The 14,771-nt window shown below is 68.4% G+C and carries 14 protein-coding genes; 11 read left to right on the forward strand and 3 right to left on the reverse strand.

Translation table 11 applies throughout. The annotated features are described in order from the left end of the window. Positions 1-36 precede the first annotated feature (36 nt). On the forward strand, positions 37-1,413 hold the full coding sequence (eccB, locus tag A5698_RS24735) for a type VII secretion protein EccB (RefSeq protein ID WP_068302400.1): 1,377 nt from the start codon (positions 37-39) through the stop codon (positions 1,411-1,413). Here the strand turns inward: eccB and mycP are convergent. Continuing rightward, positions 1,381-2,730, reverse strand: a complete 1,350-nt coding sequence (gene mycP, locus A5698_RS24740) for a type VII secretion-associated serine protease mycosin (protein WP_068302403.1) — start codon at positions 2,728-2,730, stop codon at positions 1,381-1,383. The genes eccB and mycP overlap by 33 nt on opposite strands. Next, positions 2,727-4,025 carry an EsaB/YukD family protein gene (locus tag A5698_RS29640; protein ID WP_067091179.1) on the reverse strand — a complete coding sequence of 433 codons (1,299 nt, stop codon included), beginning with the start codon at positions 4,023-4,025 and terminating at the stop codon, positions 2,727-2,729. The genes mycP and A5698_RS29640 overlap by 4 nt, the downstream gene beginning before the upstream one ends. Positions 4,026-4,143: 118 nt before the next feature. Between A5698_RS29640 and eccCb the strand changes: the two genes are divergently transcribed. The 4 genes from eccCb (at position 4,144) to A5698_RS24765 (ending at position 9,602) form a co-directional block, all read left to right on the forward strand. Continuing rightward, positions 4,144-7,794: a type VII secretion protein EccCb gene (gene eccCb, locus A5698_RS24750; RefSeq protein WP_068302405.1), complete on the forward strand. Its 3,651-nt coding sequence runs from the start codon at positions 4,144-4,146 to the stop codon at positions 7,792-7,794. Continuing rightward, entirely contained in the window at positions 7,791-8,906 is a 1,116-nt protein-coding gene (locus tag A5698_RS24755) for a type VII secretion-associated protein (protein WP_067091184.1), read from the forward strand. Before eccCb ends, A5698_RS24755 begins: the two co-directional genes overlap by 4 nt. A 66-nt stretch (positions 8,907-8,972) precedes the next feature. Beyond that, on the forward strand, positions 8,973-9,296 hold the full coding sequence (locus tag A5698_RS24760) for a WXG100 family type VII secretion target (protein ID WP_067091185.1): 324 nt from the start codon (positions 8,973-8,975) through the stop codon (positions 9,294-9,296). 9 nt (positions 9,297-9,305) lie between these two features. Next, entirely contained in the window at positions 9,306-9,602 is a 297-nt protein-coding gene (locus tag A5698_RS24765) for a WXG100 family type VII secretion target (RefSeq protein WP_067091188.1), read from the forward strand. A 102-nt stretch (positions 9,603-9,704) separates the two neighbouring features. Here the strand turns inward: A5698_RS24765 and A5698_RS24770 are convergent, their stop codons facing one another. Then, positions 9,705-9,896: an excalibur calcium-binding domain-containing protein gene (locus A5698_RS24770; protein ID WP_064413289.1), complete on the reverse strand. Its 192-nt coding sequence runs from the start codon at positions 9,894-9,896 to the stop codon at positions 9,705-9,707. Positions 9,897-10,193: 297 nt separating this feature from the next. Between A5698_RS24770 and rplM the strand changes: the two genes are divergently transcribed. The 6 genes from rplM (at position 10,194) to A5698_RS24800 (ending at position 14,647) form a co-directional block, all read left to right on the forward strand. Beyond that, positions 10,194-10,637, forward strand: a complete 444-nt coding sequence (gene rplM, locus A5698_RS24775) for a 50S ribosomal protein L13 (protein WP_067091191.1) — start codon at positions 10,194-10,196, stop codon at positions 10,635-10,637. A 14-nt stretch (positions 10,638-10,651) separates the two neighbouring features. Beyond that, positions 10,652-11,110 carry a 30S ribosomal protein S9 gene (rpsI, locus tag A5698_RS24780; RefSeq protein ID WP_082964039.1) on the forward strand — a complete coding sequence of 153 codons (459 nt, stop codon included), beginning with the start codon at positions 10,652-10,654 and terminating at the stop codon, positions 11,108-11,110. A gap of 237 nt (positions 11,111-11,347) precedes the next feature. Beyond that, positions 11,348-11,767: a hypothetical protein gene (locus A5698_RS24785; RefSeq protein ID WP_068302408.1), complete on the forward strand. Its 420-nt coding sequence runs from the start codon at positions 11,348-11,350 to the stop codon at positions 11,765-11,767. A 366-nt stretch (positions 11,768-12,133) separates the two neighbouring features. Further along, complete coding sequence (locus A5698_RS29170; RefSeq protein WP_197506884.1) at positions 12,134-12,835, forward strand: hypothetical protein; 702 nt, start codon at positions 12,134-12,136, stop codon at positions 12,833-12,835. A gap of 137 nt (positions 12,836-12,972) precedes the next feature. After that, positions 12,973-14,310: a phosphoglucosamine mutase gene (gene glmM, locus A5698_RS24795; RefSeq protein WP_068302415.1), complete on the forward strand. Its 1,338-nt coding sequence runs from the start codon at positions 12,973-12,975 to the stop codon at positions 14,308-14,310. A 40-nt stretch (positions 14,311-14,350) separates the two neighbouring features. Then, positions 14,351-14,647, forward strand: a complete 297-nt coding sequence (locus A5698_RS24800) for a DUF7162 family protein (protein WP_068300238.1) — start codon at positions 14,351-14,353, stop codon at positions 14,645-14,647. Positions 14,648-14,771 lie beyond the last annotated feature (124 nt).

Here is a 14,771-nt window from a genome sequence, read left to right on the forward strand (position 1 = left end):
ACTCTTCGCGGGCCTTAGGCTTTCCGTGGGGGAGTGATGACGGGGCGATCGACCACCGGCGTGCAGATCAGCGCGCACCGGTTCCTGCTGCGGCGCTTGGAACACGCACTGGTTCGCGGCGATGTGCGGATGGTCGATGATCCCATGCGCGCACAGGCGCTTTCGCTGCTTACCGGCTCGATCCTTGCGGTCATCGGGCTCGGGGTCGCCGCCGTCCTGGCGTTCCTGCAGCCGCGAGGGGCACTCGGCGATGACCCGATCGTGATGGTGCGCGACAGCGGCGCCCTGTACGTGCGGGTCGACCGGACCCTGCACCCGGTGCCGAACCTCGCGTCGGCTCGGTTGATCGCCGGTTCGACCGCCAAGCCCCGGCTCGTCAGCGGCTCGGCCGTCGGGGCCGCCCCCAGGGGCGCGGCGCTCGGCATCCCGGGCGCTCCCGATGCGATCGGCTCGCCGCTGACCGGCGACGAATCGACATGGATGGTGTGCGAGGACGATTCGGGGTCATCGACCGTACTCATCGGGTCTGTGGGCGACACACGCGCCGCTGAGGGTGGCGTACTGGTCAGTTCGGCAGACGAGGCGCAAACGTACCTGCTCTTCGATGGTCGACGCGCGAAGGTCGACCTGCGCAGCCCGGCGGTCGTCCGTGCGCTCGCGCTCGACGGCGTTGTGCCGCGGCCGGTTACACGCGCATTGCTCGACACCGTGCCGGAGGTGCCCGAGATCAAGGCGCCCGCCATCCGCGACGCCGGTGCGCCCGCGCCGGCGCCGTTGCACCGGTTGCGGATCGGAGCCGTGATCCGGGTACCGCGTGCCGAGGCGTGGGAGCACTACGTGGTGCTGGGAGCGGGAGTGCAGCGGATCGGGATGGTGGCGGCCGACCTCATTCGATTCACTCAGCCTCAGCACGCGCACGAGATCGTCACCGTCGAGCCGGGCATCATCGGCACCGTCCCCGTCGTGGGAGAGTTGCCCGTAGGACACTTTCCCGATCGCGCGCATCCGATCGACGATCCGGTGGTGTGCGGACGGTGGTCCTGGTCGGCGAGCGCAAAGTCCGTCGTGACGGAGACGATTACCGTCGACGCGGTACCCGATGTGCCCGCGGTGCGGCTGGCCCAGGCCGACGACGACGGCACCGCGATCGACGGCTTTGCGATGAGCGGGGGCCGCAGCGCATATGTGCGGGCGGTGGGGGTGAGCGGTGACGGTGCACGCACCGGAACGCTGTTCATGGTCAACGATGCGGGTGCAGTCTTTGGCATCCGCGACGAGGAGACGGCTCGGCGTCTCGGGCTGACCGGCCACCCGGTGCCCGCACCGTGGCCGCTGCTGGCCCGGTTGCCGCGCGGGCCGGAGCTGAGTGTCGATGCCGCCTCAGTCGCGCGGGACGGATCCGGAGCGCCGTAACCGTCTGGCCGACAACGTCATTACGATGACGGCCGTTGCGGCAGCCAGGCAGAGGGCTGCGCCGCGCACCGCGACGCTCGCCGCCTGTTCGTCGGTCGGCGACGGCCGGGGCAGCGATACCGTGGCCGGGTGCTCGGAGTGCGCGCCGGTTGGGCCGCCACCGGTCACCGCCGCGAGCACATCGACGACGCCATGGCCGACCTGGGGGTCCCACCCGGCGGCGGGGTGGTGGGCCGTGTCCTCGATGCGCCGCATGACCTCACGGGCCGTCAACTGCGGTGAGCGCGACCGCAGAAGTGCGACGACACCCGTGACCACGGGAGCGGCGTAACTGGTTCCCGCGAGCGGCTTCTCACCCGAAGCCGTCGGAGTCACGGCGACGAGACCGTCACCGTCACGATCCAGCGACACCACCCGCTCGCCGGGGGCGGCGACGTCGACCCAGGGACCCGCCAAGGTGAATGACGAAGGCGCGCCGTTCGGTCCGACCGATCCGACCGTCAGCACATGGTCGTCGTACCAGGCGGGGCTCACCACTGCGTTGACGTCGTCCCAGACCGGTCGACCCGGTTGCGTAGGGTTCTGGTGCTCACAATGTCCGGCGGCGCCCACATTGCCCGCCGCGGCCACCACGACGACGTTCTTCACGTCCACCGCGTAGGCCAGCGCGGCGCCCAGGGCGCCGTCATCGAGAGGCGTGCCGACAGGGACGCAGGCAACGGTCGAAATGTTGATCACGGTCGCGCCCATGTCCGCCGCGGTGCGCACCGCGCGCGCGAGCGTGTCGACGTCTCCGAAACCGGATGCCGGAGCGCCTTCTTCGCTGAACCTGGCGCTCGACTGCCGAATGCCGATGATCGCCGCGTCAGGTGCGATACCGCTGAAGGCGTCCGTCTCGGCGGAATCCGGTGTGGCGCCGACGATACCCGCGACGATCGTTCCGTGACCGTCGCAGTCCTCGGTGCCGTCGCCACTCGACACGTAGTCGCCGCCGGGCAGCAGGCGCGGCAGCAGGCGGTGGCGCGCCACACCGGTGTCGATCACTGCGACGGTCTGGCCGGCTCCGCGGGTGAGTGGCCACACCGACTGCAGATCGAGGTCGTCGAGTTGGCCGCCGACCTCCCCGGCGGGCGATGCCTTTCGAGAGACCGTGCACGCCTCCGTCTGCACGGTGGGTCGCGGGGGAACCGGCGACTGCGATGGAGGGAGCAGTGATTTGTCCACCGCCGGTGGGGTTATCGCCGTCGCCCTGGGGGTGCCCGTCAGCGGGGCCGAGGCGAACGCCACGGCGAGGACAACACGAAGTACGCGATTCACGCCAGGGCCAGGCCGCGGACAAGACCGAAGATGCCGGCGATCCAGCAGCCCAGCGGGATGACCGTCGCCAGCACCGCGTACTCGGCCAGTTCGACCGTGCGGCAGGCGACCAGACCGGGCGCGATCCGGAGTAACGGGATCAGGAAACCGGTGCCCGCGGCAACGACCAGGGCGCCGAGCCAGTGGGCATGACCCGGCATGGCCACCACCAGGACAGCGAATCCTGCTGCGAGCGATCCGAATCCGCATATGCCCAGCGCGGTACGACGAGACGTTCCGATGTGCGTACGAGTGCGCAGGAGAAGCGCTGCACCGACGACGCCGTCGAACGTCGCAGCCGGGATGGAGAGCTCCCGCGCGGCCAACGCGCCGTAGCCGACGAACACGGTGCCGATGACCACGGCGGTCGATGCCCCGGCGAGCATCCCGGTCAGCAGGTCATGCGCGCGGGCGGCATGGCGCTCGTCCGGCGGCTCGGAGCCGCCGCGGGTGAGCTTGATGGCCAGCCTTGGCGACGAACCAACAGTCACCAGCGCGATCGTCGCAAACAACGCGCCCGAGTCGAGACCGTCGAGACGCCACGCAACCGACGCGGCCGAAACCGCGGTGCACAGCAGCGATGCGGTGGCGATCGCGGTGAGCGGGATATGACCGCGACCCGTGAAGCGCAGGCACACGACGGCGGCGGTCAGCGCCGCAGCCGACGCCAGCAGCAGATGCGCATGGAGCGCTCCGTCGGGCACCACGACCGCACCCGTCACCGCCGCCGATAGTGCGGTCAGCACGCTGAAGGCGGTGCACACCAACGGTTCCGGGACGGTGCGGCGCGCCACCAGCGCGGCGGTCATCATCACCCCGGTCAGTGCGGTGCCGGCGAGAACGGAACCCCCGCTTCCCGCGGTCAGGAGCGCGATACCGCCGAGTCCGGCCGCGACCACGCTGCCTCCGACACACAGCATCCCCGGGGCGCCGTCGTTCGTCGGTCGCAGCCTGGCCACGGTGCCGCCGGCATCCCGATCGACGAAGACCGGCTCCGGAATGGTCTCCGTGCTGAGCCACAGCAGCTCGCCGTCACGAATGTTGTTGTCCGGAAGTGTCAGCGATTCATCCAGTGACGATCCGTCGACTCGGCGAAGTCGCCAGCGCACAGCGGGATCGCGCGGACCGGCACGGGTCAGGTCGATGATCGACGGGAGCATGTCGCCGACACAGGCCCGGGCCGGAAGCGTCAGATCGACGGTCGTCGCGCCGACGTCGTCGACATGAACGCTGACCCGGCAGCGTGAATCAGGCATCGCATCCCCCCTTGTGACGCCGCGTCGTCACCGTAACGCGTCCGGCGGTGCCCGCGCTGCACGTCCTTTCCGGGCTGTGGATGGAACCAAATCCCCTCCGTCCGCGTCCGAGTCATCGATGGACTTGCCCACTGAAACACGCGGTGTCGTCGTGAAACCTCCACCGGCGCTGCCGAAGGCGTCGTCAACCAATCCCGTCGCGCGCCTGTTGCCGCTGGCCATGCTCGTCGCGACCGTCGGCATGACGGCCCTGTACTTCACGTCGGGGGCCACGGCCGGGCGGGCGCCGATGTTCATGTTCTTCCCCGTCATGATGGTCATGTCGGTCCTCGGCACAGTGGTGTACGGCGCCAGGGGTGGGGCGGAACGATCCGCTGAGATCGACCGAAATCGGCGAAGCTACCTGCGTTATCTCGATGAGCTCGACGGCGAGATCGTCGCGAGGGCGGTTGACCAACGCCGGGAACAGCTTTCGCGCCACCCGGCGCCGGAGTCGCTGTGGGCGTCGGTGGGCGGTCGGCTCTGGGACCCACGACGACCCGACGACGCGGACTTCTGTTGCGCCCGGGTAGGAGTCGGCGAGCAACCGTTGCGCGCACCGTTGTCGGAGCCCGATCTCGGCGGCGTCGACGAGCAGGACCCGGTGACGGTGTCCGCGGTGCGCACGCTGATCCGGCAGCGCTCGATCCTCGGCGATATGCCGATTGCGATGCCGTTGCTCCGGCATCCAGTGATCGCGGTGGACGGTGATGTCGAGCGTGCGCGGGGATTGGTGCGGGCGATGGTGTGCCAACTCGCGGCACATCACGCGAGCGATTCCATAGCGGTCGCGGCCGTCACCGACCGTGGAACGCGCCACTTGTGGGAGTGGCTCAAATGGCTTCCCCAGTACCGGTCTTCGCCGCACCCGTCGGCCCAGCAGCACCTCGTGGTCGTCGTCGACGGTCACGGACGCTCATCGGCGACCGGCGGTGTCACGGTCCTCGAAGTCGGAACCGGCTCGGGTGACGACGTGCTGCGGATGCATCTCGACGCCGAGAAGTTGACCGTCGGCGGCGGTCTCGGATGCACGCCGGACTTCATGACGTTGGCGCAGGCGACGGTTTGTGCGCGCCGGTTGGCCGGTCACCGACTCGACGACGCTCCGGTCCGCGGCGGCTGGCTCGACCTGATGCACATCGAGCGACCCACCGAGCTTGTCGCGGAGACACTCTGGGCGCAGACACGTCAGGTGCGGGCCGTACCCATCGGCGTCACCGACGACGGATCACCTATCTCGATCGACATCAACGAGGCCGCCCACAACGGCATCGGCCCGCACGGGCTGTGTGTCGGCGCCACCGGATCCGGCAAGTCCGAACTGTTGCGCACATTGGTTCTGGGCATGATCGCGATGCATCCGCCTGATGTGCTCAACCTCGTCCTCGTCGACTTCAAGGGCGGCGCGACGTTCCTCGGCATGGAAGGGGCGCGGCATGTGGCCGCCGTGATCACGAACTTGGCGGGGGAAGCGCACCTCGTCGCGAGGATGAGCGACGCGCTCGCCGGTGAGGTCCACCGCAGGCAGGAACTGCTCCGTGCGGCGGGCAATTTCGCCAACACCACCGACTACGCCAACGCTCGTGCGAGCGGCAGCGCGCTGCCGCCCCTGCCCGCGCTGTTCGTCGTCGTCGACGAGTTCTCCGAGCTGCTCAGCCAACATCCCGACTTCGCCGAACTGTTCGTCGCGATCGGCAGGCTGGGCCGATCACTGGGCATCCACCTGTTGCTCGCCAGTCAACGGCTCGACGAGGGGCGGCTCCGCGGCCTGGACACCCACTTGTCGTACCGGATCTGCCTCAAGACTTTCTCCGCGAGCGAATCCCGTGCCGTGCTCGGCGTCGCCGACGCGCACACGCTTCCGGGGGCCCCGGGCGCGGCGCTGCTGAAGACGGCCGCCGGTGACCTGACCCGGTTCCAGACGGCGTTCGTCTCCGGCCCGTGCCGCCAATCGCGTTCGGATGACCGGGAACCGATGATCTTCTCCGCCACGTCCGAACCGGTTCCTGACCATCACGACGCGGCGCAGACCCGAACCGTGTTCGACGTGGTGTTGGAACGGCTCGCCGGTCGAGGGGCGGCGGCGCACCCGGTATGGTTGCCGCCGCTGGCCGCGCCTCCGACGCTCGACCTCATCACGCCGCCCGGCGGCCGACCCGCGCTCAGCGCCGCCATTGGGCTGGTGGACGATCCCTTCCACCAGCGCCGCGATCTGCTCATCGCGCAGATGGCTTCCGGACACGTTGCCGTCGTCGGTGCGCCCCAGTCGGGTAAGTCGACGGCTCTGCGAACACTGATGCTGTCCCTCGCACAGGCGCACGCCCCCGGGGAGATCGCGCTGTACTGCCTGGACTTCGGCGGCGGTGCATTGGCCGGACTCGCCCGGCTCCCGCACGTCGGGGCTGTGTCGGGCCACGCAGACATCGATCTGTGCCGGCGCACCGTCGCGGTGGCCGAAGCGTTGATCCGGTCGAGGGAAAACCTCTTTCGCGCAACGGGAATCGAGTCGATGGCCGACTACCGCGCACTGCGCGCCGCACACGATCCGGCCGTGGCCGACGACCCCTACGGCGATGTGATTCTCGTCGTGGACGGCTGGGGTCAGCTACGCCGGCATCTCGAGCCGCTGGAGGCGTCGATCACCGCGATCGCCACACAGGGACTCGCGTTCGGCGTGCATGTGGTCATCACCGCATCGCGATGGGCCGAACTGCGGCCGGCGCTGAGGGACCAGATCGCGACGCGCATCGAACTCCGACTCGGCGATCCGGCCGAGTCCGAGATGGATCGCCGCCGGGCCCGCACGCTGATCGATTGTCCGCCGGGGAGGGGGATCACCGCCGACGGTCGGGAGATGGCGATCGCGCTGCCGCGCTGGGACGGTGTGGCCGGAGCCGAAGGGCTGGGGGAGGCGGTGGCGGCGACCGTCGAGCGATGCAGGAAGCGGTGGACCGGACGGCACGCCCCCCGCATCGAGCTGCTTCCGACACTGGTGGATCACGCCGAACGAGTCGCGACCTGCTCGGCACAGTGCAGGCAGCGGATCGTGCTCGGTCTCCATGAGAGTGACTTGCGCCCGGTGAGCATCGATTTCACCGAGCATTCACATCTGCTGGTACTCGGGGAGGGCTCTTGCGGCAAGACGTCGCTGCTGCGACTGCTGTGTCACGAGATCGTCCGAATCCGCACCGTCGAGCAGGCGCGGCTGGAGATCGTGGACTTCCGTCGCTCGCTGCTCGGCGTCGTCGAATCCGGGCACCTCGCCGGATATGCGGCATCGCCCGCGGCGTTGGCCACACGTATGCCCAAACTGCTTGCGACGCTGGAAGCCCGGATGCCGGGCGAGGACGTGACGCAGCAGCAGTTGCGTGACCGGTCGTGGTGGTCTGGGCCCGAGATCTTCCTCGTGGTCGACGATTACGACCTGGTGGCCGCCGCGACCGGCAACCCGCTGGCCCCGCTGGCCGACCTCCTGCCGCACTCCGCCGACCTCGGCCTGCACGTCATCATCGCCCGCCGGTCCGGAGGCGCGGCGCGGGCGATGTTCGATCCACTTCTCTCGCGGATGCGGGAGATCGGATGCCTCGGCGTGATGATGAGCGCGAGCCCGGACGACGGTGTACTGCTGGGGTCGGTTCGGCCGTCGGCGCAGCCACCGGGGCGCGGCACGCTGATCACCCGGGGTGACGGCGAGCGACTCATTCAGATCGGTTGGGTGGAGCCGCCATGAGCCGTGTCGTCGTCGAGGTGGGACCGGCCACTGTCCGCAGTCCGAATCCGGCCGACGCCGAACTGGTCTCAGCGGCGCTCGATGCGATCGACGACGAACTCGTGCTGGTCGGCGAGCGCGCCGTATCCGTGCCGGAACTCTGGACCGAGCTGATGCGGGTCGCGGTGGGTGACGCCGACACCGTCGTCCTCGTCTGCCCGACGTGGTGGTCGAGCGCTCGGATCGACCGCGTCCGCCACGCGACGGCGGCACCGGACGTCGAGGTGATCGGTCGAACCGCGCTGCTCCAGGGGCGCACGCGAGCCACCGTCGTGGAAATCGCCCCGGAGTTGATCGTTGTCACCCGTCCCGGCGAACGGGCCGTCGTCATCGCGAACGTCGGTCAGGGGGTGGTCGAGCAGGTGGTGGCAGCGGCGGCTTCGGCGGGCCCAGTGTTGATCGACGGGCCCGGTGGACCGTTGACCAACGACATCTTCACTCGGTTGCGGCACAACGGAATCGAGGCGCGACTCGTCGAGGTTCGCGCCATCGATCAGGCACCGCCGACACCGGACCACACGGTCGCCGTCTCCGACGCGAACCGACCGCGGCGGACGGCCGTGGTGGTCGGTGTCGTCGCGTCGACGGTCGCGGTGTGCGGTGCTTTCGGGTTGCGCGCTGGTGGTGACCGAGCGCCGGACATTGCGTCAACCGTGTTGGCGGAGGGGCGAGTTCAGGTGGTGGTGCCGGCAGGGTGGCCGGTGGAGCACATCACGGCCGGGCCGGGTTCGGCTCGGGTGCAGATCACTTCACCGTCAGACGACGTCGCACTGCACCTGACCCAGTCGCTGGGCCCACCCGAGGCGGACCTCACGCAGACCGCCGCCTCGCTGCGCAACGCGCTGTCCGACGAACCCGGCGATGTCTTCGTCGACTTCAAGCCGGTCGACTCTCGGGCGGGCAGAACCGCCGTGACCTATCGCGAACTGCGCCCCGACCATCACGTCGCGTGGACGGTTCTCGCCGACGCCGGTGTCCGCATCGCCATCGGATGTCAGACCGCACCGGGGGACGAGGAGAGGGTCCGCGACGTATGCGATCAGGCGATCAGGTCCGCGCACGCAATCACCTGAAAATCGGGTGGAACCGGACCGCCGCCCGGTGCGTCGTATCAGTCAGAGTCCAAAGAAAGGATCCCCATGACGGCACCGCAAGGCGGTTCGCTCAACACCGATTTCGACATGATGGCAGCGGTCGCCGATCAGACCGACACGCGCAACGACGAGATCCGAGCCATGCTGCAGTCGTTCATCGCTCGGATGAGCGCCGTGCCGCCCTCGGTATGGGGCGGCGTCGCGGCGGCACGCTTCCGCGACGTCGTCGACCGGTGGAATGCCGAATCCCTGAAACTGCATGCCTCATTGCAACGCATCGCCGAGACCATCCGGCTCAACGAACAGACGCTGCGGGAAGCCAACGAAAGCCACTCGCAGCGCATCGGCGCGGTGGCCAATCACCTGTAAGGAGCGGTCATGGAAAACGTGTTGTCGTACAACTTCGACGAAATCGAGTACACCGTCCGTCAGGAGATTCACGCCACCTCGGCGAGGCTGAACAACGCGCTCGAGGAGTTGCGTGCGCAGATCGCGCCGCTGCAAGAGGTGTGGACCCGCCAGGCGGCTGATGCGTACCGCATCGAACAGGCCCGGTGGGAGCAGGCGGCCGGAGCGCTGAACGAGATCCTGTTCAGCCTCGGCAACGCTGTCCGCGACGGCGCCGACGATGTGGCCGCGACCGACCGCAGCGCCGCAGGCGCGTGGGGTTTCTGACGCCGAGAGGTTTGTGCGGTTCGACTGGAGGGGAGCCGGGCGACCGCACGGTACGCGCCACCGTGGTCGAGGAGAGCGGCCACGGTGGCGCATCACCGTCGACTACTCGCAGGCGATGCCGTCGCCGTCGCGGTCCAGGTGCGGGGCGTAGCCGTCCTCGCCCTGCATGATCGGCGCCACGCCGGCCTCGCGGGCGGCGGAGCAGTTTTTGTAGTAGGTGTCCGCGGATGCGGTGGCGGCCCCGGCGGCGGTTGCCGCGACGACGAATGCGGCAACGATCAAGCCACGAATCATTTTCACTCCATTGAGATCTTGGACAATCGGATGTGAGACGGCCGGTTTGCTGTCCCCCCGGCGACGACGCTAGGGCGACGGGAACGAAAAGGAATCGGGGATTTCCCTATCGTTGGAGCGGCGAGGGCCGATGCGCGTTTTGACCTGCGACGACGCGTCCAGGTAAGCTGCCTCGTTGGCGTGCGGTAAGCACGGGTTCTCGGGTCAACGTCGGTCGCCGAGATCAGCCCCACCGAATACGCCTGACCGGCACCCGGGTCACCGGGACTCGAAACCCGATAGAGGAGAGGTAGCGCTGTGCCTACGTACACGCCGAAGGCGGGTGACACCACGCGTTCGTGGTACGTCATCGACGCCACCGACGTGGTGCTCGGCCGGCTCGCCGTTGCAGCAGCCACTTTGCTGCGCGGCAAGCACAAGCCGACATACACGCCGAATGTCGACGGTGGTGACTTCGTCATCATCATCAACGCCGAGAAAATCGCCATCGCCGGAAACAAGGCGGACCGCACGTTCTTCTACCGCCACTCGGGTTATCCCGGTGGTCTGCGCAAGCGCTCGCTCGCTCAGGAGATGGAGAAGCACGCCGACCGGGTCGTCGAGCGCGCGATCCTGGGCATGATTCCCCACACCAAACTCGGCCGCCAGGTCAAGAAGAAGCTGCGCGTCTATGTCGGGCCGGACCATCCGCACACCGCCCAGCAGCCGATTCCGTACGAGATCAAGCAGGTGGCCCAGTGACTCAGCCAGTTGAGATGACCGACGACAACACTGATGCCGTGACCGAGGCCGCCGCTGAGGCGACCCCACGCGAGCCCGTCTTCATCGACCGCCCGATCCAGACCGTCGGCCGGCGCAAGGAGGCGGTCGTTCGGGTGCGTCTGGTTCCCGGAACGGGCCAGTTCAACCTGGACGGGCGCAGCCTCGAGGACTACTTCCCGAACAAGGTTCACCAGCAGCTCATCAAGGCCCCGCTGGTCACCGTCGACCGGGTGGACAGCTTCGACATCTACGCCCACCTCGACGGTGGCGGACCGTCCGGCCAGGCCGGTGCGCTGCGTCTGGCGATCGCCAGGGCGCTGATCCTGGTGCAGCCGGAGGACCGGCCCGCGCTGAAGAAGGCCGGCTTCCTGACCCGCGACCCCCGGGCCATCGAGCGCAAGAAGTACGGCCTCAAGAAGGCCCGCAAGGCGCCTCAGTACAGCAAGCGCTGATCAAGCCGCGAAACCGCCGGGTGTGCACCGCACGCCCGGCGGTTTTGCATTCAAGAAGCGCTGCGGGCTATCTCACAATTCGGCCGAATCCCGTTTCGCTTCCCCTCCCGTCGTAAATCCACCGGGGTTGGAGGCGGCGGCGCTGCACGCGCGGCAGACCGCAACTGCCACCGATACGACCCAGTCGCCCCTCGTGGGGGACCGGATCGTCGCCTCCGGACTGAAAAGGAGTGATGGATGCAGAACGCGAAGAAGTTGACCGCAGGCGCCGTGTTGGGCGGATCGCTGCTCTTCACCGCTGGCATGGGTATGGCCATGGCGCAGCCGGACACGGCTAACGACAGCCGAGTCAACGTCTCGTTCGGTAACGCCGGTGTCCTCGAGGACGTCGACGTGACCGCCGCGGCGCAGATCACCGCCGATGTGTGCCACACCGACGTGAACTCGGTCAACGCATTGGCGCAGGCCGCCGACACCGAGGGCACCGATCAGACGGTGTGCACGAACACCCTCGGCACGGTCGCGATCCAGCAGAACGGACCGGGTCACTCCGAGAATGCACCGGGTCAGGACCGCCAGCGTGAGGCGACGCCGACGTCCGAGACGCCGACGACCTCGCCGACGGCTGCCCCGACCGCCGAGAACGGCGGTAGCTAGGACCGCAACCTCACCGCCCGCATCCGCCCGGATGCGGGCGGTGAGTCGTTTCCAGGGGGTTCGGTGGCATCAACGGTATTGAAAAAACTTTTGCTGGCCGGTGAACATTTGTGTGATCAGCTAACTGCGCTGAGGCTTGGGGCGACGCGCTTGATGTTGATTGCATAGCTAATTAGGCAGCATCAACAAACTTACGCAGCCGAAAATTTTATCGGCAAATGCCGTTTCGACTCCGCCGGCAAGAGGAACCACCTGCGCGGGAGCACGGATGCTGCGCGCAGGGCGGTCCATTACCGCCACCGGCGTGACGTCAGGAGCAGTCGGGGGGCCGGGTCGCTGCTTCCTGAAAATATGAATGGAGTGATCATGAAAATTTTCATGACGCGTTTGCTCACCGTCTTGGTGAGTGCCGCAATGTTGGTTCTGGTGGGGGGTGTCACCGGCATCGGAACGTCGGCAGCGCAGCCGCCGGGCGTGGGCAAGAAGAACGTTGTCCAGGTGCAGGGAACCGGCCCGAATGGGGTCAAGTTCAACGGGCAGTTCGTGGCCACGGCGGCCAAGGAAGTGGCCCAACAGTCCGGACCGGCCACAGCCGACGCCACCGGCGCGACCTCGTCGAACACCGGCATCGCGTTGACCGGTCAGCTGACCGGCAAGCTGGTTTCGCCCGGGCAACCGCAACAGGGGAATCAACCTGGCGATCGGGGTGCCGCCCGAGATGTGAACATCTCCGATTTCTCGATGCCCGTCAACGAGATCTCCGCGCCCGGCGGAGAGGCTGCGCCGTCATCGGCGACGACCGAAAACGGTCAGGACGACCAGGTCCGCTTCGCGAGCCAGCAGGCCGTCTGCGACGTCCTGAACCTGGTGCTGGGGCCGCTGCATCTGGAGTTGCTCGGCCTGATCGTTGACCTCAACCAGGTCGTTCTCAACATCACCGCCGATCCGGGTGGCGGTCTGCTCGGTTCGCTGCTGTGCTCGCTGGCCGGCGGACTTCCCGTGCCCCCGAATCCGCTGCAGCCGATCATCGATCTGCTGAACCAGATTCTCGGCATTCTCGGAGGCTGACCTTCAACCGATGGCTCACCGCCCGTATCGCCCCGGATGCGGGCGGTGAGTCGCGTCTGGGTACCGATTCGGCGACGGCACGGCCCCCGACACGCGCGGTTGGCTCTCCGGCCGCCATCTGTGAGAAGTTTGTCGGCATGGCTCGACTGTTCGGCACCGACGGGGTGCGCGGCGTCGCCAACCAGGATCTGACCGCTGAGCTGGCGTTGGCGCTCGCTTCCGCCGCGGCGCGCCGGTTGGCGACCGCCGGTGGACACGCCAGACGCGTGGCCGTCGTCGGCCGCGACCCGCGGGCCAGCGGGGAGATGCTGGAGGCCGCCGTCATCGCCGGACTGGCCAGCGAAGGCGTCGACGCCCTCCGCGTCGGGATCCTGCCCACCCCGGCCGTCGCCTATCTGACCAGCGCTTACGACGCCGACTTCGGCGTCATGATCAGCGCCTCCCACAATCCGATGCCCGACAACGGCATCAAGATCTTCGGGCCCGGTGGCCACAAGCTCGACGACGCCACCGAGGACCGGATCGAGGAGCTGGTCAGCCAGGGCCCCGGCGAGCGCCCCACGGGTGCGCGGATCGGTCGGGTGGTCGACGCCGACGACGCCCTGGACCGCTATCTGCGGCATGTCAGCAAGGCCGTCACCACCAGGCTCGACGAGCTGACCGTCGTCGTCGACTGCGCCAACGGCGCCGCGTCGGCCGCCGCGCCACAGGCCTACCGCGCCGCGGGCGCCAACGTCATCACCATCAACGCCCAGCCCGACGGACTGAACATCAACGAGCGCTGCGGCTCGACGCATATGGAGAGCCTGCGGTCCGCGGTCGTGTCGTACGGAGCCGATCTGGGCATCGCGCACGACGGCGATGCGGACCGATGCCTGGCCGTCGACGCGCACGGTCGCGTGATCGACGGTGACGCGATCATGGTGATCCTCGCCCTTGCCATGCAGGAGAGCGGCGAACTGTCGTCGAACACCCTGGTGACGACCGTGATGAGCAATCTCGGCCTGCATCTAGCCATGCGCGCGGCCGGCGTCGAGGTCTGCACCACCAGCGTCGGGGACCGCTACGTCCTCGAGGAGTTGCGCGCCGGCGGGTTCGCGCTCGGCGGTGAACAGTCGGGTCACATCGTCATGCCCGCGTTCGGCACGACGGGCGACGGCATCGTCACCGGTCTGCGGTTGATGTCGCGGATGGCGCAGACCCGTTCCCCGCTGGCGGTCCTGGCCGAGCCGATGCGGACTCTGCCCCAGGTCCTGATCAACGTCCAGGTGGCCGACAAGACGACGGTCGCCGATGCGCCGTCGGTCCGCACCGCGGTGGCCGAGGTCGAGGCCGAACTCGGCGACACCGGCCGAATTCTGTTGCGCCCCTCCGGAACCGAGCAAGTCGTGCGCGTGATGGTGGAAGCGGCCGACGAGGACACCGCGCGCCAACTCGCGGTACGAGTGGCCGAGCAGGTCAGCGCGCAACGCTGAACGTGGAACCGGCCGCCGTCACCGCGCGTCCAACTCCTATATGGACGCATCACGTGTCGACGCCGCCGCGCTGCTGAGCGTGTCGCGGCAGTACCAGAGCGCAGCCGACATCGTCGATGCCGCCGTGCGAACGCATCTGAGCGCCTTGGCGTTCGGCGGGGCCGGTGCGGGCCGTTCGTATGTCGCACACGGCGACGCGGTGCGTTCGGCGGTCGAGGACGTCGTGGACCAATTGCGGGCGTGGGCGCGCGCGTCGGCCGAGATCGCCTCCGCGCTGCGGGTCTCCGTCGAGCGCTACACCGAGGCCGATGCCGACGCCGCGGGACGGTTGGGGTGACATGGCTGAGAGCTTCGACGTCACAGCGCGTTTGGCCGACGGGGCACCCGGTGTCGCCGAGTTCGAGCAGTACGTCCTCGCGTGTCAGTGCCTCGGCTACCGACATCCGGACCTGACAGCGCAC

The sequence above is a fragment of the Mycobacterium sp. E136 genome (assembly GCF_001666865.1).
In the GTDB taxonomy this organism is placed as follows: domain Bacteria; phylum Actinomycetota; class Actinomycetes; order Mycobacteriales; family Mycobacteriaceae; genus Mycobacterium.

Coding starts and splice junctions, on each gene's coding strand:
- A5698_RS24765 (WP_067091188.1), top strand. CDS start 9,306: ATGGAAAACGTGTTGTCGTACAACTTCGACGAAATCGAGTACACCGTC.
- A5698_RS24785 (WP_068302408.1), top strand. CDS start 11,348: ATGCAGAACGCGAAGAAGTTGACCGCAGGCGCCGTGTTGGGCGGATCG.
- A5698_RS24760 (WP_067091185.1), top strand. CDS start 8,973: ATGACGGCACCGCAAGGCGGTTCGCTCAACACCGATTTCGACATGATG.
- A5698_RS24755 (WP_067091184.1), top strand. CDS start 7,791: ATGAGCCGTGTCGTCGTCGAGGTGGGACCGGCCACTGTCCGCAGTCCG.
- A5698_RS24770 (WP_064413289.1), bottom strand. CDS start 9,896: ATGATTCGTGGCTTGATCGTTGCCGCATTCGTCGTCGCGGCAACCGCC.
- glmM (WP_068302415.1), top strand. CDS start 12,973: ATGGCTCGACTGTTCGGCACCGACGGGGTGCGCGGCGTCGCCAACCAG.
- A5698_RS29170 (WP_197506884.1), top strand. CDS start 12,134: ATGAAAATTTTCATGACGCGTTTGCTCACCGTCTTGGTGAGTGCCGCA.
- A5698_RS24800 (WP_068300238.1), top strand. CDS start 14,351: ATGGACGCATCACGTGTCGACGCCGCCGCGCTGCTGAGCGTGTCGCGG.
- A5698_RS29640 (WP_067091179.1), bottom strand. CDS start 4,025: ATGCCTGATTCACGCTGCCGGGTCAGCGTTCATGTCGACGACGTCGGC.
- eccCb (WP_068302405.1), top strand. CDS start 4,144: ATGGACTTGCCCACTGAAACACGCGGTGTCGTCGTGAAACCTCCACCG.
- rpsI (WP_082964039.1), top strand. CDS start 10,652: ATGACCGACGACAACACTGATGCCGTGACCGAGGCCGCCGCTGAGGCG.
- eccB (WP_068302400.1), top strand. CDS start 37: ATGACGGGGCGATCGACCACCGGCGTGCAGATCAGCGCGCACCGGTTC.